This window comes from Klebsiella michiganensis (genome assembly GCA_000963575.1).
Taxonomy (GTDB): domain Bacteria; phylum Pseudomonadota; class Gammaproteobacteria; order Enterobacterales; family Enterobacteriaceae; genus Cedecea; species Cedecea michiganensis_A.
Genome location: CP011077.1, coordinates 3,973,531 through 3,996,244 on the forward strand (window position 1 = coordinate 3,973,531; position 22,714 = coordinate 3,996,244).

Below are 22,714 nucleotides of genomic sequence, written 5' to 3' on the forward strand. Positions count from 1 at the left end.
TGTGCGCAGAAAGCGGAGCGTTCAGCCGGGAGGTGAAAATTTTGAGCCCCCCGGCGTCAAAATGGCGAGTAAACCAGGTCAATTAACGGCCTGGGAAACCTGGCGGCATCATGCCTTTCATGCCACGCATCATTTTCGCCATTCCGCCTTTCTTCATTTTCTTCATCATGCGCTGCATGTCGTCAAACTGCTTCAGTAAGCGGTTAACGTCCTGCACCTGCATGCCGGAACCCTGTGCGATACGGCGTTTGCGGGAACCTTTGATGATGTCCGGCTGCGCGCGCTCTTTCAGAGTCATGGAGCTGATAATCGCTTCCATACGCACCAGAACTTTATCGTCCATCTGTGATTTGACGTTGTCCGGCAACTGGCCCATGCCCGGCAGCTTGCTCATCATGCTCGCCATGCCGCCCATGTTCTTCATCTGCTTGAGCTGCTCGAGGAAATCGTTCAGGTCGAAGCCGTCGCCTTTTTTCAGCTTGCTGGCGAGCTTCTCGGCCTGCGCGCGGTCAACCTTGCTTTCGATATCTTCAATCAGCGACAGCACATCGCCCATACCGAGGATACGGGAGGCAATACGGTCGGGATGGAACGGCTCCAGCGCTTCGGTTTTTTCGCCCACGCCGAGGAACTTGATCGGTTTACCGGTGATATGGCGAATCGACAACGCTGCACCGCCGCGGGCGTCGCCGTCCACTTTGGTCAGCACAACGCCGGTCAGCGGCAGCGCTTCGTTGAACGCCTTCGCGGTATTCGCCGCATCCTGACCGGTCATGGCATCGACCACAAACAGCGTTTCTACCGGTTTAATCGCGGCATGAACCTGTTTTATTTCGTCCATCATCGCTTCGTCTACGTGCAGACGACCAGCGGTATCCACCAGCAGCACGTCGTAGAACTTCAGCTTCGCTTCTTTCAGTGCGGCGTTAACGATGTCGACAGGTTTTTGCTGAGCGTCGGACGGGAAGAAGTCCACCTCAACCTGCTGGGCCAGGGTTTCCAGCTGTTTAATCGCCGCAGGGCGATAAACGTCCGCCGATACCACCAACACTTTTTTCTTCTGCTTTTCACGCAGGAACTTACCTAACTTACCGACGCTGGTCGTTTTACCGGCGCCCTGCAGGCCCGCCATCAGCACGACTGCCGGGGGCTGTGCCGCCAGGTTCAGGCTGCTGTTCTCTTCGCCCATCGCGGAAACCAGTTCAGCGCGAACGATTTTGACGAACTCCTGGCCCGGGGTCAGGCTTTTGTTAACTTCATGACCCACCGCTTTTTCTTTTACGCGGTTGATAAAATCACGCACCACCGGCAGCGCTACATCCGCTTCCAGCAGCGCCATGCGCACTTCGCGCAGCGTCTCTTTAACGTTTTCTTCGGTTAGCCGCCCACGGCCGCTAATATTGCGCAGGGTACGCGACAGACGGTCTGTTAAATTATCAAACATGGTATTTTGCCTAACGTGGTAACTGGGGCCGCAGCTCGCGACACAAAACTGAATTTGGCGGATTATATCATGAAGCCGCCTCGGGTGTGATCCAACGGTTGGAGCAGGCGACAGGTAACGTTATACTGACTTTTTTGTTCTCTGGCCAATTTGACCGACACCTTAATATGCCCGTTTTCGCCATTCTTGCGCTTGTAGCCTACTCCGTCAGCCTGGCGCTGATCATTCCCGGTCTTCTGCGGAAGAACAGCGGATGGCGCCGCTTTGCCATTTTATCCGCCGCAATTGCCCTGGTCAGCCATGCCCTGGCGCTGGAAGCACGCTTCTTTACCGTCGATGGCGGGCAAAACCTGAGCCTGCTGAACGTAGGCTCCCTCGTCAGCCTGATGATTTGTACGGTAATGACCATTGTCGCCTCTCGGAATCGCGGTTGGCTACTGTTACCGATTGTTTACGCCTTTGCGCTGATAAATCTGGCGCTGGCGACCTTTATGCCCAACGAATTTATCACCCATCTCGAAGCCACACCGGGGATGATGGTGCACATCGGCCTGTCGCTGTTTGCCTATGCGACGCTTATCATCGCCGCACTGTACGCTTTGCAGCTGGCGTGGATTGACTACCAGTTAAAGAACAAAAAGCTGGCGTTCAGTGCGGAAATGCCGCCGCTGATGGTGATCGAGCGTAAAATGTTTCATATCACCCAGGTGGGTGTTGTGCTGCTGACGTTAACGCTTTGCACCGGTCTCTTTTATATGAAGAACCTGTTCAGCATGGAAAACGTCGATAAAGCCGTGCTGTCTATTCTCGCCTGGTTTGTCTATGTCGTTTTGCTGTGGGGGCACTATCATGAAGGGTGGCGCGGCCGCCGCGTCGTCTGGTTTAACGTTGCCGGTGCGGGCATTTTAACCCTCGCTTATTTTGGCAGCCGTGTCCTGCAGCAGTTCGTTAGCTAATCTCTTAAAGGAAATCGCTTTTGGAACACATCTCAACCACCACGCTGATCGTCACCCTGATCATCATGGTGGTGGTGTCCGCGTACTTCTCCGGTTCGGAAACCGGCATGATGACGTTAAACCGCTACCGCCTGCGCCACCGCGCCAAACAGGGCAACCGGGCAGCGAAGCGCGTTGAAAAACTCCTGCGTAAACCAGACCGTCTGATTAGCCTGGTGTTAATCGGGAATAACCTGGTCAATATTCTGGCTTCTGCGCTGGCAACCATCGTCGGTATTCGCCTGTATGGTAACGCCGGCGTGGCCATTGCCACCGGCGTGTTGACCTTCGTTGTGCTGGTATTTGCGGAAGTTCTGCCTAAAACCATCGCGGCGCTTTATCCGGAAAAAGTAGCCTACCCAAGCAGTTGGCTGCTCGGCCCTCTGCAGTTTCTGATGATGCCGCTGGTCTGGTTGCTGAATACAATTACCCGCCTGCTGATGCGCATGGTCGGCATCAAGGTCGATAACATCATTAGCACCGCGCTCAGCAAAGACGAGCTGCGAACCATCGTGCATGAATCCCGCTCGCAAATTTCGCGTCGTAATCAGGATATGCTGCTGTCGGTACTGGATCTGGAAAAGGTCAGCGTCGATGACATCATGGTGCCGCGGAACGAAATCGTCGGGATCAATATTAATGACGACTGGAAGTCCATCGTCCGCCAGTTAACGCACTCCCCGCACGGCCGCATCGTGCTGTACCGCGACAGCCTGGATGATGCTATCGGCATGCTCCGCGTCCGGGAAGCCTACCGCCTGATGACGGAGAAAAAAGAGTTTACCAAAGAGGTGATGCTCCGTTCCGCCGATGAGATTTACTTTGTGCCAGAAGGCACCCCGCTCAGCGTGCAGCTGGTAAAATTCCAGCGCAATAAAAAGAAAGTTGGGCTGGTGGTGGATGAATACGGCGATATTCAGGGGCTGGTGACCGTAGAGGATATTCTTGAAGAGATCGTGGGTGACTTCACCACGTCAATGTCCCCTACGCTGGCGGAAGAAGTGACGCCACAAAACGACGGCTCGGTTATTATCGAAGGCAGCGCCAACGTGCGCGAACTCAACAAGGCTTTTAACTGGACGCTGCCAGAAGACGACGCCCGCACGGTAAATGGCATGATCCTGGAGGAGATTCAGGAGATACCGGCGACAGGCACCCGCATCCGGCTAAGTCAGTACGATATCGATATTCTCGACGTGCAGGACAACATGATTAAGCAAGTGCGCGTCACGCCGGTGAAGCCGCTGCGGCAAAGCGTTGAGCAGTAGAGACAAAAAAGCCAGCCTCAGGGCTGGCTTCGGGCGACTGACAAACCGCTGGCGAGAGAAGAAATACCAGACGGCTGGTTAGAAAACAGGAAAATCAATTCATTGATTTTCGACTGATAACCACACAGAGGGAAAATCACGTTTTTCCCTCTGTGTCAGCAACGTCAAGCCAGCCTCAGGGCTGGCTTTTTACTTCAGGCAACGAATCAGGCTTTGGCTACGGAAACCATCGCGGCGCGAATAGTACGGCCATTCAGGGTATAACCTTTCTGCATTACCATCAGTACGTTATTTGGCGCAACGTCGGCAGATTCAACCATCGCAATGGCCTGGTGCACGTCCGGGTTAAACGGCACGTTAGTGTCGCCCACCACTTCCACGCCGAACTTGCGAACCACATCCAGCATTGATTTCTGGGTCAGCTCAATGCCTTCGATCATCGGGGCTAAATCCGGGTTGGACTTGTCGGCCACTTCCAGCGCGCGATCCAGGCTATCAATAACCGGCAGCAGTTCGTTCACGAATTTCTCCAGAGCGAACTTGTGCGCTTTCTCGATATCCTGTTCGGTGCGGCGGCGCAGGTTAGCTAAGTCAGCCTGATGGCGTGGCTCAATCTCACGCTCGCGATGCTTCATTTCAGCCAGCTGAGCCTGCAGATTTGCAATCTCTTCGTCGCGCGGGTCCACGACATCGGCACCTTCTACGGCCTCGACTTCTTCGTGCTGATCCATGGCGATATCTTCCGGGGCTTGCTCGTTAGGTGTTTTCTGTTCTTTACTACTCATGAAATTCTCCGCGTTTTTAGCATTCATCTCGCTGCTTCGCTTATTATGGGGATCAGTTTCAGGGTTTCAAGGGAACCTGTCATATTGTCGCAGGAACGTCTCGAATAAGGACCACCAGGATAATGAACAAACATTTCAACTGCATCGGTATTGTCGGGCACCCGCGTCACCCCACCGCTCTGACCACGCATGAAATGCTCTATCGCTGGCTGTGCGCCAAAGGTTATGAAGTGATGGTGGAACAGCAAATCGCCCAGGAGCTTAACCTCAAACAGGTGAAAACCGGCACGCTGGCGGAAATAGGTCAGCAGGCTGATTTGGCCGTGGTCGTCGGCGGGGATGGCAATATGCTGGGCGCAGCGCGAGTGCTGGCTCGCTATGACATAAAGGTTATTGGCATCAACCGCGGTAACCTGGGCTTCCTGACCGACCTCGATCCGGACAATGCCCAACAGCAACTGGCAGACGTCCTCGAGGGACATTACATTACCGAGCGCCGCTTCCTGCTCGAAGCACAGGTCTGCCAGCACGACACGCCTACGCGCCTCAGCACCGCGATAAACGAAGTCGTGCTTCACCCAGGCAAAGTCGCGCACATGATTGAGTTCGAAGTCTATATCGACGAAATCTTTGCCTTCTCTCAGCGTTCTGACGGGCTGATTATCTCCACGCCGACCGGATCAACCGCCTACTCGCTTTCCGCCGGTGGGCCAATTCTTACGCCTTCGCTGGATGCAATCACTCTGGTGCCGATGTTCCCGCACACGCTTTCTGCTCGCCCGTTGGTCATCAACAGCAGCAGCACCATTCGCCTGCGTTTTTCCCATATGCGAAGTGACCTTGAAATCAGCTGCGACAGCCAGATTGCGCTGCCTATTCAGGAAGGTGAAGACGTACTCATTCGCCGGTGTGACTACCACCTCAATCTTATCCACCCGAAAGACTACAGCTATTTCAACACATTAAGCTCAAAGCTTGGCTGGTCGAAAAAATTATTCTAAAAAATCATCAGGCCACTTTACTGTATATAAAACCAGTTTATACTGTATGAAAACACAGTAACTCAATCGAACTCTCAATACTTCGAGTTGCAGCCCACATCCCTGCAGCTTGAAGTATGGCGAGTTCATACAGGAAGGTGGCTATGCTCGCTCAACTCACCATCAGTAACTTCGCTATCGTTCGTGAACTTGAAATAGACTTTCATCACGGGATGACGGCCATCACCGGGGAAACCGGTGCCGGTAAATCTATTGCCATAGATGCGCTGGGCCTGTGCCTGGGCGGTCGCGCGGAAGCGGACATGGTGCGTTCAGGGGCAAATCGCGCGGATCTCTGCGCCCGCTTTTCCCTGAAAGACACGCCGGCGGCGCTACGCTGGCTGGAAGAAAACCAGCTGGAAGACGGCAGCGAGTGCCTGCTTCGCCGCGTGATCAGCAGTGATGGCCGCTCCCGGGGGTTCATCAACGGCACCTCTGTTCCCCTCTCCCAGTTGCGCGACCTCGGCCAGTTGCTTATCCAGATACATGGTCAGCACGCCCACCAGCTTTTGCTTAAGCCAGAGCATCAAAAAACGCTGCTGGACGGCTATGCCGGTGAACAGGCGCTGACTCAACAAATGGCAGAGCGCTACCGTGAATGGCACCAGAGCTGCCGAACGCTGGCGCAGCACCAGCAGCTGGCGCAGGAGCGCTCCGCTAAAGCCGAACTGCTCCACTACCAATTGAAAGAGCTGAATGAGTTTTCTCCCGTTGCCGGTGAATTTGAACTGATTGATGAAGAGTACAAGCGCCTCGCCAACAGCGGCCAGTTGCTCTCCACCAGCCAGCAAGCGCTGGACGTACTGGCAGACGCGGAAGAAACCAATTTACAAAGCCAGCTGTACACTGTTCGCCACCTCATGGGTGAGCTGGTAGGTATGGATAACAAACTCTCCGGCGTGCTGGATATGCTGGAAGAGGCCGCCATTCAGATTTCCGAAGCCAGCGATGAACTGCGTCATTACTGCGATCGTCTGGATTTGGATCCGAACCGTCTGTATGAGCTGGAACAGCGTATTTCTCGCCAGATCTCTCTGGCTCGTAAGCACCACATCACGCCGGAAGAGCTACCGGCATTCCACCAGAAACTGCTGGATGAACAGCAGTTGCTGGACGAACAAACCGGGTCGCTGGAAGAGTTACTGCAGGCGGTAGCCCAGCACCATCAGCAGGCGCTTGCCGTGGCGCTGGCGCTGCACCAAAGCCGGGTCAAACATGCCGATGAACTGTGCCAGCTGATTACGGAAAGCATGCATTCCCTCTCAATGCCGCACGGCAAGCTCGCCATAGACGTCGAATTTAACGAAAACCACCTGACGGCAGAAGGTGCCGACCGTATTGATTTCCGCGTCAGCACCAACCCGGGGCAGCCGCTGCAGCCGCTGGCAAAAGTCGCCTCGGGGGGGGAACTGTCCCGCATTGCGCTGGCGATTCAGGTGATTACCGCCCGTAAAATGGAAACGCCGGCGCTTATCTTCGATGAAGTCGATGTGGGGATCAGCGGCCCTACCGCCGCGGTAGTGGGTAAACTGCTCCGCCAGTTGGGCGAATCGACACAGGTGATGTGCGTCACCCACCTGCCACAGGTTGCCGGCTGCGGCCATCACCACTTCTTCGTCAGCAAAGAAACCGACGGTGAAATGACCGAAACCCATATGCAGCCTTTAGATAAACGTTCTCGTCTGCAGGAACTGGCTCGCCTGCTGGGCGGCAGCGAAGTGACGCGCAACACGCTGGCAAACGCCAAAGAGCTGTTGGCCGCCTGAGGCTCCACAATGCGCGGTGTATTCCGCACCGCGCATTGTGCAAAAAACGCCCACCACACGAAGTAATCCGACTTTCTGCCACCTTTTCAACCAACTTTTTTATGCTCCCACTGTCAGAGTTGAGCGCCTTAAGGTTTTAAACTGCTTAAAGGTCTATTATCATCGGCATAATACGAATGAGCCACGCACTACTCCGGCCCGAAAAGGAATCAAATCACTATGCGTTGTAAAATGCTGACTGCTGCCGCAGCGGTTCTTCTGATGTTGACCGCAGGCTGTTCCACTCTGGAGCGAGTGGTTTACCGCCCAGACATCAACCAGGGTAACTATCTGGCTCCTAATGACGTCTCCAAACTCCGGGTTGGCATGACTCAACAACAGGTGGCCTACACCCTGGGGACACCAATGATGTCCGATCCATTCGGCACCAATACCTGGTTCTATGTCTTCCGCCAGCAGCCGGGCCACGAGAACGCAACTCAGCAGACGCTGACTCTGACCTTTAACAGCAGCGGCGTGCTGACTAACATCGACAACAAGCCGGCCCTGACCAAAGGGGAATAAGGTTGGCTCGATGCATAAAAAAAGGTGCCTGAGGCACCTTTTTTATTACTTTCATCTGAGGCTATTTCTGGGCAGAACGTTCCGCCCGCTGGCGACGTAGCTCTTTCGGGTCGGCAATCAGCGGCCGGTAAATCTCAACCCGATCGCCATCATTCACTTTATCCCCCAGCTTTACCGGCCGACTGTAAACCCCGACTTTGTTTTTCGTCAGATCGATATCGTCGCGAAGCTCAAGCAAACCAGAGGCAATAATGGCCTGCTCTACGGTGCTGCCTTCTTCAAGCTTCACCTGCCGCAGATACTGTTTTTGCGGTAGCGCGTAAACCACCTCAACCTGAATCTCACGCGACACGGTAAACCTCTTTGGCCCGGGTGGTGAATGCCTGAACCATGCTACCGGCAAGCTCTTTAAAGATACGGCCAAAAGCGAGCTCAATCAGCTTATTGGTAAATTCGAAATCAAGCTGGAACTCAATCCGGCAGGCATCTTCGCTGAGCGGCGTGAACTTCCAGCCCCCCATCAGCTTTTTGAAGGGACCATCCACCAGATGCATCAGAATGCTTTGATTGTCGGTCAGGATATTTCGGGTGGTAAAGGTTTTGCTGATCCCGGCTTTTGAAACGTCTACCGCCGCCGTCATCTGATTAGCCGATGCGTCAATCACCCGGCTACCGGTGCAGCCCGGTAAAAATTCCGGGTAGGACTTCACGTCGTTTACTAACTGGTACATCTGCTCGGCGCTGTAGGGCACCAAAGCAGTACGGCTAATCTGCGGCATAACAATTCCTGGGAGTCATAAATCGGACAAATAATAACATTTATCACCGCGCAAACAAAAACTCTCTGCCGCTCATGCTAAGATAAGCGCTTCCTCCTCGCGCAGGCTGCGGGGTGTCTTTGAACTCCTGGATTACATATACTGAGCAGCACTATGACTAAGAAAAAAGCACACAAACCAGGCTCAGCCACCATTGCGCTAAACAAGCGTGCCCGCCACGAATACTTTATCGAAGATGAGATTGAAGCGGGCCTCGCGCTGCAAGGCTGGGAAGTAAAATCATTACGTGCCGGGAAGGCAAACATTGGCGACAGCTACGTTATCTTTAAAGATGGCGAAGCCTATCTGTTTGGCGCCAACTTCACCCCGCTTACCGTCGCTTCCAGCCACGTAGTCTGCGATCCTACCCGCACCCGCAAGCTGCTGCTCAACCAGCGTGAGCTGGATAACCTGTTCGGCAGCGTCAGCCGCGACGGCTACACCATCGTCGCTCTGTCCCTCTACTGGAAGAACGCCTGGTGCAAGGTGAAAATTGGCGTGGCGAAAGGCAAGAAACAACATGATAAGCGTTCCGACGCGAAGGATCGCGAATGGGCGGTAGATAAAGCCCGTATCATGAAAAACGCGGGGCGTTAAGCCGATTCTCGTTCTTCCTCTCTCCGCTGGCTCTTCGTCTGAAGAGCCAGTAAAAAAATTACACGCATCTTTAATTATCAGCTATTATTGCGCGGTCAAATATTGGAGCTTTGAAATTAATTAAGCGCCACTAAATAATATATGCTATTTCCCTTCACTATTATCTCCCCTGTTAAAAAAACCAAATTAAAAAATATATAATATTTTCACATCCCCCATCGCCCTCCAATACTCATCACAAAACAGAAAACCTCTTCCAATATTTTCTGTTTTACAAAAGAAAACACCCCACCAGAAAAGGCACAATAACCTTCCCAGACGCAAGGACTCTCCCCCACTGAAGCTTCAAATTAACCAGGGCAATACAAAACATCGCCTAAAACTTATCTTAAATCTTTCAAGGTGATAAGAATAATAGTAGCCGGCCGACAGCCAAAGAACCGGCTTCAGCCGTTTGGGTGAGCCCTTTACATTCACTGGTACTTTAGAGCCACTTACATAGTGTTAAATATGGCTTAAGTTGCGCTTTCATTTTTTCCTGTCTATATCATCAATAGTCTCCATTTAATAAACGACGAGCCTATGACCCTGAGAATTAACTAATTTCGATTCCGCACCGGAAACGTCTTTTTTATTAATAATCACTGTTATCAATTTTTTGATACATGCCCTTTTTCGCCTGTTTATCGCGAAGGGGCTCGTACACTTAAACATTTTGCTTTCGGCAATGAACACATTACGCCGGGCAACTGACTACCACCACGTTCATCGCGAATGGAGTGATAACAATGCGTTCAATTTCAATTATCTCTAAATTAACCGGCGTAAAAAATAACGTCGAAGCCTCTGAAATCACCTTAAAAGGTCCCTCAATTGTCGAGCTGAAAATTGAACGTGGAGAGATAGCCAGCTACACGCGTTCGGGCCAGGACCTGGTGATCAAACTCCATTCCGGCGAAACCATTACCATCAAAAACTACTACGCCTTTGCCGATCAGGGTGGCAACCAGCTGGTGCTGGAAGGCCATGACGGCGTCCTGTGGTGGGTGCAGGATCCAGAAGTCGCTGCTCACTATGAGCAAATTGCCAATATTGACGCGATCATGGCTGCCACTGGCGCACACGCAGAAGGCGGCGCGGTCTGGCCGTGGGTGCTGGGTGGGCTGGCCGTTGCCGCGGGCGGGGCCATTGCTGCCGCCTCCAGCGGCGGGGGTGGACACTCTGATAGCGGCACCAACCCTGGTAACCCAGGCAGGCCGGACGTCACGCCGCCGCCGGCCCCAACCGGCCTTGCCGTCTCCGCCGACGGCAGAACCGTGACCGGGAATGCCGAACCGGGCAGCACGGTGACTATCAAAGATGCTAACGGCAATATTCTCGGCACCGGCACCGCGGGCAGCGATGGCAGCTTCACCGTTACATTAACCTCGCCGCAGCTAGGCGGGGAAACGCTGACCGCCACGGCGACCGACCCATCCGGTAATACCGGGCCGGGGGCCACCGTTACCGCCCCTAATATTCCGCTGCCGGACGAACCAAGCATCACCGGGGTGACTAACGATCATCCCAATGCGCCTAACGGCGGTACCGTCGGCAATAACTCACCGACCAACGACAATACACCAACGCTGAACGGTACAGGTCAGGCCGGAACCACCATCCACATCTACGATAACGGCGTGCAAATTGGCACCGTCGTGGTGGGCGCTGGCGGTACGTGGAGCTTTACCCCGGGTGGTCCTCTGGCAGATGGCTCCCATGTTTTCACCGCCACGGCGAGTAACGAAAGGGGCGAAGGGGCTCCCTCCCAATCCTGGACCGTGACCATTGACACCCAACCACCAGCAGAAGCTACCGGTCTTGTCGTTAGCCCCGACGGGGAAGTCGTGACTGGCCATGCAGAAGCTGGCAGCGCAATAACCATTAAAGATCCGAACGGCGTTGTCGTCGGAACCGGCACGGCCGATAACAACGGCAATATTAATATCACCCTGACAACGCCTCAGGTAGACGGTGAAACCTTGACCGTGGTGGTCACCGACCCGGCGGGCAACAGCAGCCCACCGGCCAACGTTGCCGCGCCAGACGTGCAGCCACCGGTCCTGCCGGTGATTACCGGCGTTCTTGACGATGAGGCTCCCAACACCGGTAATGTGGGGAATGGCCAGTCGACTAACGACAAAACCCCAACCCTGCAGGGCACCGGGCAAGCCGGGGACACCATTCATGTTTACGCCAACGGCACTGAAATCGGCACCGCTAAGGTTGACGTCAACGGGACATGGAGCTTTACGCCGCAAACCCCTCTGGCTGATAACTCCTACACCTTCACGGCAATGGCCTCTAACGTCAGAGGCGACAGCGGAACCTCGGCCAGCTACACCGTTGTCGTGGACACCACCGCGCCTGACGAACCCACCGGCCTGATAGTCAGCGCTACTGGCGATACAGTAACGGGGCTTGCTGAGCCAGGCAGCACCGTTACCATCAAAGATGCGAACGGGAACGTGATTGGCACCGGTACCGCCGCGCCTGTGACCGGTGCATTCAACATCACCCTGACCACGCCGCAGCTTGATGGCAGCAATCTCCAAGTGACAGCTACCGATGCCGCAGGCAACGTCAGCCCGCCTGCCGACGCAACCGCGCCATTATTCCCACTGCCAACGGTACCGACGATCACCGCCATTATTGACAGCGTACCGCCCATCGTGGGCACCGTACCAAACAACCAGCCAACCAATGACCAAACCCCGACGCTGCAGGGCACGGGCGTGGCCGGTGAAACCATTCATATCTATGATAATGGGGTTGAGATTGGCACCACCCTCGTTCTGCCCGGGGGCACCTGGAGCTTCACGCCGGGTTCCAACTTACTTGACGGCCCGCACAGCTTTACCGCCACCGCCTCTAACATTCGCGGCGACAGCGGTAATTCCGCATCCTATACCGTGGTTGTGGATACCGTGGTGAATCCACCTGTGCTCGATCAGATCCTCGATTCAGCGGGATCCATCACCGGGCCTGTCGGCAACAACGGCGTGACCGATGATAAAAAACCGGTCTTCAGCGGCACCGGGGAAGCAGGCAGTACCCTAACCATCTTTGATAACGGTATTCCAATTGGTCAGGTCACCGTGGGCAATGACGGGAACTGGACCTTTACCCCGACTCTCGATCTGATTGATGGCCCGCATACCATTACCCTGCAGCAGACCGATCTGGCTGGCAACGTCAGTACCATTACCGTTGGCCCAACCTTCACCGTCGATACCATCCCGCCACTTGCCGTCGTCGTTGACGCCGTTAGCCAGGACGGGACGACCGTAACTGGTACGGGGGAAATTGGCGCGACGGTCACAATTACCACCACGGGTGGCGTAGTGTTAGGCACGGCGCAGGTCGATGGCAGCGGCAACTTCACTGTCACCCTGACGCCTGCGCAAACCCACGGCGAAAACCTTATCGCTGAAGTTAACGATGCGGCTGGCAACAAGGGCCCGAATACGCCATTCGAAGCCTCAAACTCCGGCTTCCCGACCGTGCCGGTTCTGGTGTCCGTGACTGACGATGTCGGCCCGATCCAGGGCCCGCTAGCCAATGGCCAGGCCACGGATGACAGTCGCCCAACGCTAACCGGGACTGCTGAAGCGGGTACCACCAGCATCACTGTCTACGATAATGGCCTGGAGATTGGGTTCGCGACGCCTGACGCGAACGGTAACTGGACATTTACGCCATTACTGCCTCTGCTCGATGGTCCACACTCCTTCACCTTTACCGCTACGAATAACAACGGCACCAGTGGTGCATCGGCACCGTTTGGCGTAGTTGTGGATACCATTCCTCCGGGTCTGCCAACCGCGCTGACGGTTTCCAACGACGGGACAACGCTCAGCGGGACAGCCGAAGCCAACAGCAAAGTGACCATTACTGACGCTAACGGCAACACGCTCGGTAGCGCCACGGCGGACGGGACGGGCAACTTCACCGTCACGCTTAACCCACCTCAGCTTAATGGGCAGCTTCTGACGGCTAAAGCCACCGACGCAGCAGGCAACACCGGGCTGGGGGCGACCATTCCTGCCCCGGACCACACAGCACCAAACGCGCCGGGTAACCTGGCAGTCTCCGCCGATGGCCTGCAGTTAACCGGTACCGCCGAAATTGGCAGCACCGTCACCGTCAAAGACGGCAACGGCAACATCATTGGCGTCGGCACCGCCGACCCAAGCGGACATTTCGATATCCTGCTGGTACCGCCGCAGCTTAACGGTCAAACGCTGCTGGTCACCGCGACGGACGCCGCCGCCAATACCAGTCTGCCTGCCACCGTGGTTGCCCAGGATCACACCCCGCCAGTGGCGCCAACCAACCTGCTGGTCAATGAAGATGGCACCATCCTGACCGGTAAAGCAGAAGCGGGCAGCACGGTAAAAGTCACCGATGCACTGGGGAATCCATTGGGCCAGGCCGTAGCCGGGCCGGACGGCAGCTTCACCATCACCCTGACCACACCGCAGGCTAACGGCCAGATTCTGGAAGTGAACGCCACGGATGCCGCGGGGAATATTGGCCCGAACGCCCCGGTCACCGCCCCGGATATCACTCCGCCAAATATGCCGATCATTGGTTCCGTGGTCGACAACGTGCCTGAGCATACTGGTAACCTGAACAACGGCGACCTGACTAACGACGATAAACCGACGATCTCCGGCACGGCTGAGGCTAACTCAACCGTGAAGATCTACGACAACGGCACGCTGATTGGCACAGTCAGCGCAGACGGAACCGGTGCATGGACATTTACGCCAACCACCTCTATCGGCCAGGGCTTGCACAGCCTGACGGTGACCGCCACGGATGCCGCGGGTAACGTCAGCCAGCCAAGCGCCGCCTTTGCGATCAACGTTGACTCCATCGCCCCGACAGCCCCGACGATTACCCAGGTGTATGACGATGTGGGTACCGTAACGGGGCCGGTCAGCAATAACGGCGCGACCAACGACCCAACGCCAACCCTGAGCGGCAGCGGGGAACCGGGTTCCACCATCACGGTTTACGACGGCCTGAACGTCCTGGGAACCACTACCGTGAACGGCAACGGGACCTGGACATTTACGCCAGGCACCCCGCTGCTGGACGGGCCTCACGCCTTTACCGTCACGGCTTCGGATGCCGCAGGCAACGTCACCGCGCACTCCACGCCGTGGAACGTTGAGCTGATCACTGTCCTGCCAACACCGCCGACCATCGGCGAGATAATAGATAATGTTTCCCCGGATCTTGGCCCGGTGCAGCCGGGGGGCTCCACCAACGATCCTCAGCCTGTTATTAACGGGACGGCGGGCGCTAATGCGGTCGTCCAGATATACGATGGCGCTACGCTTATCGGGACCGTCACGGCAGACGGCACCGGCGCTTGGACATTCAGGCCAACTCAGCCGCTGAGCGAAGGCTCGCATACCCTGAATGTTTATGTGACGGATGCGGCCGGAAACACCAGCACTGCCACAACTCAGATTGTGGTTATCGATACTACCCCACCAGGGGCACCGACTATCGACAGCGCGCTGGGCAACGTCTCCGGTTCGCCAGTCACGCTGATAAACGGCGGCAGCACCCAAAGTACCGAGCCGGTGATCTCCGGTAAGGGCGAAGTGGGGGCCATCATCACACTGTACGTTGACGGGGGTACAACGCCGATTGGCACAGCCACCGTCGATTCGAACGGCAACTGGAGCATCACCCCGAACGCTCCACTGCTGAGCGGCACGCATGTATTCACCACAACAGCAACGGATGCAGCGGGTAACGCGGGGATGCCGTCCTCTGGCTTCACGCTGTCCGTTTACGCAACCGCTCCCGCTCAGCCAGCCGCCCCAATTGTGACCGATGACGTGCCACCTGTCGTAGGTCCCGTCGCCCCTGGCGGCAGCACCAACGACACGACGCCAACCTTCAGCGGCACCGGCGTTGCGGGTTCGACCATCGATATTTACAACAACGGGAACGTATTAATCGGCAGCACAACCGTGCGCTCCGATGGCACCTGGAGCTTTACGCCATCGACGCCGTTGGGTGAAGCGACCTACAACATTACCGTCCTGGTGACCGACCCGGCGGGGAACATCAGCCCACCATCAGTCTCGATCGCCATTACCGTCGATACCACCGCGCCAGCGGCACCGACTATAGAGTCCGCCGATGATAGCGTGGGTGCCGTCACCGGCCCTCTGGGCAGCGGCTCAGTCACCGATGATGTTTCTCCGGTATTCCGCGGGACAGGCGTCACGGGTGAGACAGTCACGCTGTATAACGGCACCACCGTTATCGGGACCGCGACAGTCGACGGCAGCGGCAACTGGGCAATCACCCCAACCACTCCGCTGGTTAATGGCGTTTACAACCTGACAGCAGTTCAGACGGATGCCGCCGGTAACGCCAGCGGGCCGTCCTCAACCTTCACCTTGACCGTGGACTCAACCCCGCTGACGCTGCCGGTTGTCACCGAGATTATCGATAATGTCGGGCCAATCCAGACGCCGCTCACAAACGGCAGCCTGACCGATGACACTACGCCGACCTTTACCGGGACCGGCAGCGTCGGCAGTACTGTCACGCTGTACGACACTAACGGCACTACCGTGCTTGGCAGCGCGGTAGTAGGCGCCAACGGCACCTGGAGTATCACAACCTCGACGCTGGGCGATGGGCCGCACAGCATTACCATCAAAGCGACCGATCCTGCAGGCAACTCTGTAGGGCCATCCACGCCTATCGTGATCACCGTCGATACCGTTCCACCAGCACCGCCAGTGGTGAACCCGATTACCGACGTCACCGGGGCGCTGGTTACCGGGACAGCGGAGCCGGGGAGCACGGTCATTATCAAAGATAGCGACGGGCATATTCTGGGCACCGGCACGGCGTTGCCTGTGACCGGGATCTGGACCGTTACCCTGGTGCCGCCGCAGTATAACGGTGAAGCGCTCACGGCTATCGCCCAGGATGCCGCCGGGAACCAAAGCCCGGCCACGGACTTTAACGCGGGCATCAACCTGGGTATCCCGGCCGCGCCGACCATTGACACCGTGATGGACGATGTCGGCACCATTACCGGCAACGTCGGAAACGGTAAGTCGACCGATGACACCCAGCCAATCCTGAACGGTACGGCGGCGGCTAACGCCATCGTGCATATCTTCATTGATGGCATCAATGTCGCCACGGTATCAGCCAACGGCTCTGGCCAGTGGACATGGACCGTGACAACGCCGCTGATTCAGGGGCCGCATACCTTCACGGCCACCCAGACCGTTGGCCTGGAAACCAGCGTTCCGTCCCTGGTGTACAACATTATCGTGGACACCATTCCGCCAGCGCAGCCGGTGATCCTCACCGTGGTGGATGCCGTCCTGCCGAACGTCGGCGGGCTGACCAACGGCCAGGCCACCAACGATCCAAAACCAACCCTGAGCGGTACGGCAGAAGCCGGTTCGACGGTGAACATCCTCGATAACGGCGTGGTTATCGGCACCGCCACTGCTAACGTCCTTGGCGTCTGGACCTTTACGCCAACGGTTAACCTCGGTGAGGGTTCGCACACCCTGACCGTGACGGCAACCGACGCCGCCGGTAACGTCAGCGTGCCTTCCACCGGCTTTGTGGTCAATGTGGATACCATCGCCCCAGCCTCGCCGGTGATATCCACCGTCATTAACGACGTGACCTCGCAGCCAGTCACTTCCGGGCAGCCGACTAACGACAATACGCCGACCTTCAGCGGCACCGCCGAGGCGGGTAGCACGCTAATCTTTAAAGACGGGAACGTGGTGATCGGCACCGTCACGGTACCGGTGGGCGGCAACTGGACATTCACCCCAACGGTTCCGCTGCTGGACGGCAACCACAACATCACCGTCACCGCGACCGATGCGGCGGGCAACGTCAGTAACCCAAGCCCTGGCTTTACCGTGGTGGTGGATACCGTGCCACCGATAGTGCCGGTTATTCTGTCCGTCACCGACGACCAGACGCTGCCTGGCAGCAGCCTGCCGCTGATCAATGGCCAGTTGACCAAAGACACTCAGCCAACCCTGACCGGTACGGCGGAAGCCAACGCCATCATCACGGTGAAAGACGGCAACAACGTGCTGGGTACAACCCAGGCGGACGGCCTGGGCAACTGGACCTTCACCCCAACCACGCCGCTGGGTCAGGGGGTACATACCCTGAACGTGACGGCGACCGATGCGGCAGGTAACGTCAGTAACGCGGCCTCGTTTGGCGTGAACATTGACTCTGTCGCACCGAACCCGCCGGTGATCGTTACCGTGCTGGACAACACCGCGCCGGTGCTGGGGCCAATCACCAACGGCCAGGCCACCAACGAAACCCGCCCTTCTCTTAGCGGGACGGCGGAAGCCGGGGCCACCATTAAGGTTTACAGCGACGGCAACCTGATTGGCACCACCATCGCCAACGGGTCTGGCGCGTGGACGCTGACCCCGGTGGCCGCACTCGGCAACGGTGCGCATACCTTAACCGTGACCGCGACCGATGCGGCTGGCAACGTCAGTAATCCGTCTAACGGCTTCTCACTGACCGTTGACACCATTGCGCCAAACGCTCCGGTTATCAGTAACGTGGCGGATGCCGTCGGCCCAATCGTCGGCAACTTGTCTAACGGCCAGGTCACCGACGACACCCGTCCAGTGCTGACCGGTACCGCCGAGGGCAATGCCACCGTCAGCGTGTACGACAACGGCGTTCTGCTTGGCACCGTCCAGGCAGATGCGGGCGGAGCCTGGACCTTCCGACCATCCACACCGTTGATTAACGGCGGCCATGCGCTGACCGTGACCGCGACGGACGCCGCGGGCAACGTCAGCCTGCCGTCAACAGCGTTTAACGTGGTGGTCGATACCATTGCGCCGACTCAGCCGATTGTGGTTCAGGCCTTCGATGACGTTGGTCCGGTTCAGGGGCCATTGGTGAGCGGACAAACAACGGACGACACTCAGCCAGCCCTCAGTGGGACAGCGGAAGCCAACTCCACCATTAGCATTTACGATAATGGCACCCTGATTGGCACCGTGACCACCAACGCGCTGGGCGTATGGAGCTTTACGCCGGGTACCGCGCTGCCTCTCGGCCAGCACGTGTTCACCGTCACCGCGACCGATGCGGCAGGCAACACCAGCGTACCTTCGGCTGGCTTTACCCTGACCATCGCCAGCGGCGTATCGAATACGCCAGTGCTGACCTCCGTGGTGGATGACGTCGCCGGTGGCACAGTTGGGCCATTAACCAGCGGCCAGGCCACTAACGATCCGCGTCCAACCCTGAACGGGACGGCAGATGCCAACAGCACCATCAAGATTTACGATGGCGGCAACCTGATTGGCACCGTAACGGCGAACGCCCTTGGCATTTGGGTCTTTACCCCGCCGACCGTACTGGCAAACGGCTCACATACCTTTACCATCACCGCCACCAACGGCGCGGGCGTGGTCAGTAGCCCAACGGCAGGCTTCACCGTGGTGGTGGATACCGTGGCACCTGGCCAGCCGGTAATTACCTCCGTGGTGGATGACGTCGGCCCAATAACCGGCCCGGTTGGCAACAACCAGCCGACGGACGACACTCGCCCAACCCTGAACGGGACGGCCGAAGCCAACGCCACTATCAATATCTTTGATAACGGCGTCCTGCTGGGTACCACAACGGCGAACGGCAGCGGCGTCTGGACGTTTACCCCGACGCTGCCGCTTCTCCAGGGCAACCATTCGTTCACCGTCACCGCAACGGATGCGGCGGGTAACGTCAGCGTGCCGTCCGTACCGGCCGGTATTGTCGTCGATACCATCCCACCGCTGGCGCCAACGGGCCTGACGGTCAACGCCACCGGCACCGTGGTCACCGGCCTTGCCGAAGCCAACAGCACCGTCACCATTACCTCCTCAACCGGGACGGTACTGGGCACAGCGAAAGCAGACGGCAGCGGGAACTTCAGTATCACGCTCTCCCCTGCGCAAACCAGCGGCCAGCCGCTGCTGGCCTTTGCTCAGGATGCCGCCGGGAACACTGGCGTCTCCGCCGGCTTCACCGCACCGTTCACCGGTGTGCCTGGGCTGCCGGTGATCACCAGCATCGTGGACGATGTCCTGCCGAAAACCGGCGTGGTGGGCAACGGCCAGAGCACCAACGATACCCGGCCGACAATTAACGGTACCGCCGAAGCCAATGCCACCGTGAAGATTTACGACAACGGGGCGCTGCTGGGCACGGTCACCGCCAACGCGAGCGGCGTCTGGACGTTCACCCCAACCGGCGCGCTGGGTGATGGCGTACATGCCTTTACCGCCACGGCAACCAACGCCAACGGGACAGGCGGGGCATCTCTGCCAACCTCGGTGATTGTCGATACCATTCCACCGCTGATCCCGACCGGGGTTATCAGCGCCGACGGGTCAACGATCACTGGCGTCGCAGAAGCGAACAGCACCGTGACCATTACGTTGCCGGGCGGGATCACCGTCACCGGCACCGCGAATGCTTCCGGCGCGTTCAGCATCACCCTGCCGACCCGTCAGATTGAAGGACAGTCGCTGTCGATTTCTGCCGCCGATGCGGCGGGTAACGTCTCGCCGTCGCTCTCCATTACCGCGCCGATCCTGCCGCTCTCTGCGAGCAGCAACGTGGTCGATTTGGCACTCACCACAGATGCCACTATCACCACCGAGCACTACAGTGGCTATGGCACCCTGCTGGTTGGGGCGCTGGGGAACGTGGGGTCGGTACTGGGCAGCAATACCGCCCAGGTTGGCTTCACCATTGGCAGCGGGGCAACCGGGCATATCACCATTAACGCCGCCGCCACCGGGGTGGTTCTGTCCCTGCTGAATACGCTGGAAATCGCCATTCAGAAATATGACTCGGCCACCAATTCGTGGACCACGGTGGTCGATTCGTCCCTGCCGCAGTTCCTGAACCTGCTGACCCTGGGCGCGACCGGCGTCACCCTGAACCTTGATGGACTGGGCGAAGGGCAATACCGCGTGCTCGGCTATAACACCAGCCTGCTGGCCGTCGGAGCGACAACGAACCTTGCGGTGACCGTCGAGGAAACCGGCCCTGGCGTTGTCAGCGGCACCACCAGCTCGACCGGGAACGTGATTACCGATCCAGGCCCTGGCGGCGCAGTAGATAACGCCCCTACCGGCACTGTGGTAACGGCTATCACCGATGCCAACGGCGTCAGCCACACCGTGGGCGCTGGCGGGCTGGATATCCAGGGCAAATACGGCACCCTGCATATCAACCAGGACGGCAGCTATACCTATACCTTAACCAACACCTCGGCGGCGGTACTGGGCCGCACCGAGAACTTCACCTACACCATCACGCATCAGGGCGTCAGCGACTCCGCGCAGCTGATTGTTTCCCTCGGCAACGGCGCACCGGCCAGCACGGTCACCGCCACGGATAACACCGGTTCGCTGACCTTCGGCACCGATGTTGTCGCCGTTGACCACGGGGCTTCACAGCAAACCGGCCTGTCGGTACTGAGCGTAGGCGTGGGTAACGTGGTTAACCTCAACCTGCTGGCCAACATGAGCAACCCGATCCTGTTTGATGTTGCAGACGGATCGACCCGCACCATGACGCTGCAGGCGAGCGTTGGCGGGGTGGCGCTGCTCTCCACCTTTGACCTGTACATCTACAAGTTCAACGCGGCGACTCAGCAATACGAGCAGTTCCAGGTGCAGAAAACCTGGCTGACGGCACCGCTGCTGGGCGGTTCTTCAGGCCAGTTGACTGTCACCCTGGGCGGCGGGGATTACCTGTTCCTGCTGATGAACGCCAGCGGCGTCTCGGTTCTGACCAGCTACACGCTGAATATCCTGCAGGATCATACCTACGCGGTCGATAGCCTGACGGCTACGACCACCGGCAATGTGATGCAGGATGACATCGCCCCGGCAGGCAGTTTGTTGACGGCGGTGAACGGGGTGTCCATTTCGGCCACCGGCACTACCACCATCGTCGGCAAGTTCGGGATGCTGACCATTGATGCCCACGGCAACTACACCTATACGCTGAAAAGCGGCCAGGGGGCCGATGGCATCAATACGCCAGACAGCTTCGTTTACACCGTCACCGCGCCAAATGGCGATACCGGCACCGCGTCGCTGAACATCACCGCCACGCCGCACACCGTGGATGCCGTGAACGACGTCAGCTCGATTATGGCTATCACGTCGACGCAGAACACCGCGGCTTACGCGAGCGCCACGGTCGGTCAAACCTCCTGGAACACGGCGCTGCTGGCCTCTACCCACGGCAACGGCAGCGGCACCTTTACCATCGCGGATAACACCGTGCTGAGCGGGGCTGCCATTGTGTTCAAAGTGGCTTCCGGGCTGGTACTGGGCGGGCTGTCGGTGAGCTGGACGCTGAGCGACGGGCTGGGCCATACCTACACCGGCACCTTTAGCGGCAGCGCCCTGCTGGGCGGCACGGCCACTATCCCGGTCACGGATCTGCATTCCGGCACCTGGACGCTGAGCTATGTCGGCAACATGGGGCCGCTGGGGCTGGGTACCATCACCATCACGCCGAACATCACCGGGACCTCGAACCTGCTGGATAGCTTCACGGCGCAAAGCACCGTCGTACACGGCAACCTGTACGACGGCACTGACTCCGCCGGCGCGGCTGACCAGCTTGGCAGCGTCCACACGCTGGTAACGATTACCGGCGCCAACGGCAGTACGGCGACCCTTAACCCGCAGACCAACAGCGACGCCGTAGCAACCATTCAGGGCCAGTACGGCACCCTGACCATTGGTATCGGGGGCAACTACACCTACACCCTGAATGCAGGAGTAACGCCCGGGTCAATCACCAACAAAGAGGTCTTTACCTACACCCTGAACGATCAGAACGGGCATTCGGACAGCGCCACGCTGACCATCAACATGAATCCGCAGATCGTCAGTACCGCCTACGGGGACATCATCAACGGCTCGACGGCCTACGCCGATACGCTGGTGTATCACGTCCTTGCCGGCGGGGCGAACGACGGTACCGGCGGCAACGGATCGGACGTCTGGAAGAACTTCTCGCTCGCGCAGGGCGACCAGATCAACATCCACGACCTGCTGGTCGGCTGGAACGGGCAGACCTCAACGCTGGGTAACTACCTGAGCGTGGCTACCGTCGGCAATAACACGGTCATCTCCATCGACCGGGACGGCACCGCCGGCGCATTCCACTCAACCACTCTTGTCACTTTGGAGAACGTGCACACCACACTCGATGAGCTGATCCAGAACAACCACATTGTTGCCTGATAGTTGTAGCGAAAAATCCCCGGGCGCGCAGACGCCCGGGGAATAAGACAAAAACGCAGTGCCATTTATTAGGGAA

11 protein-coding genes are annotated in these 22,714 nt (G+C 57.7%); 7 read left to right on the forward strand and 4 right to left on the reverse strand.

Going from position 1 to position 22,714, the window contains the following annotated elements; translation table 11 throughout:
- Positions 1-82 precede the first annotated feature (82 nt).
- The gene (locus VW41_18370; GenBank protein AJZ90834.1) at positions 83-1,444 is read right to left on the reverse strand and encodes a signal recognition particle; all 1,362 of its coding nucleotides are present in this window, start codon (positions 1,442-1,444) and stop codon (positions 83-85) included.
- Between the two features lie 167 nt (positions 1,445-1,611).
- Here VW41_18370 and VW41_18375 point away from each other — a divergent pair, with 167 nt between their 5' ends.
- Positions 1,612-2,400: a membrane protein gene (locus tag VW41_18375; GenBank protein AJZ90835.1), complete on the forward strand. Its 789-nt coding sequence runs from the start codon at positions 1,612-1,614 to the stop codon at positions 2,398-2,400.
- Between the two features lie 20 nt (positions 2,401-2,420).
- Positions 2,421-3,707 (forward strand): hypothetical protein, encoded by a 1,287-nt coding sequence (locus tag VW41_18380; GenBank protein ID AJZ90836.1) that lies wholly within the window; start codon positions 2,421-2,423, stop codon positions 3,705-3,707.
- A 206-nt stretch (positions 3,708-3,913) separates the two neighbouring features.
- Here the strand turns inward: VW41_18380 and VW41_18385 are convergent, their stop codons facing one another.
- A complete protein-coding gene (locus VW41_18385; GenBank protein ID AJZ90837.1) occupies positions 3,914-4,519 on the reverse strand; it encodes a heat shock protein GrpE in 606 nt (201 codons plus the stop codon).
- A 95-nt stretch (positions 4,520-4,614) separates the two neighbouring features.
- On the opposite strand from VW41_18385, the gene ppnK reads away from it, so the two are divergent.
- From ppnK to VW41_18400, 3 genes are all read left to right on the forward strand, one after another.
- Positions 4,615-5,493: an inorganic polyphosphate kinase gene (gene ppnK, locus VW41_18390; protein ID AJZ90838.1), complete on the forward strand. Its 879-nt coding sequence runs from the start codon at positions 4,615-4,617 to the stop codon at positions 5,491-5,493.
- Positions 5,494-5,636: 143 nt separating this feature from the next.
- Entirely contained in the window at positions 5,637-7,298 is a 1,662-nt protein-coding gene (locus VW41_18395; GenBank protein ID AJZ90839.1) for a recombination and repair protein, read from the forward strand.
- Positions 7,299-7,517: 219 nt separating this feature from the next.
- Positions 7,518-7,862, forward strand: a complete 345-nt coding sequence (locus tag VW41_18400; protein ID AJZ90840.1) for a membrane biogenesis protein — start codon at positions 7,518-7,520, stop codon at positions 7,860-7,862.
- Between the two features lie 61 nt (positions 7,863-7,923).
- On the opposite strand, the gene VW41_18405 is transcribed toward VW41_18400, so the two are convergent.
- Positions 7,924-8,214, reverse strand: coding sequence for a hypothetical protein (locus VW41_18405; GenBank protein ID AJZ90841.1), 291 nt, complete (start codon positions 8,212-8,214; stop codon positions 7,924-7,926).
- Complete coding sequence (locus VW41_18410) at positions 8,204-8,641, reverse strand: hypothetical protein (protein AJZ90842.1); 438 nt, start codon at positions 8,639-8,641, stop codon at positions 8,204-8,206. Before VW41_18410 ends, VW41_18405 begins: the two co-directional genes overlap by 11 nt.
- 153 nt (positions 8,642-8,794) lie before the next feature.
- Between VW41_18410 and smpB the strand changes: the two genes are divergently transcribed.
- Together smpB and VW41_18420 are read left to right on the forward strand one after the other, a co-directional pair.
- Positions 8,795-9,277, forward strand: coding sequence for an SsrA-binding protein (smpB, locus tag VW41_18415; GenBank protein ID AJZ90843.1), 483 nt, complete (start codon positions 8,795-8,797; stop codon positions 9,275-9,277).
- A gap of 788 nt (positions 9,278-10,065) precedes the next feature.
- A complete protein-coding gene (locus VW41_18420; protein AJZ90844.1) occupies positions 10,066-22,638 on the forward strand; it encodes a large repetitive protein in 12,573 nt (4,190 codons plus the stop codon).
- Positions 22,639-22,714: the final 76 nt, after the last annotated feature.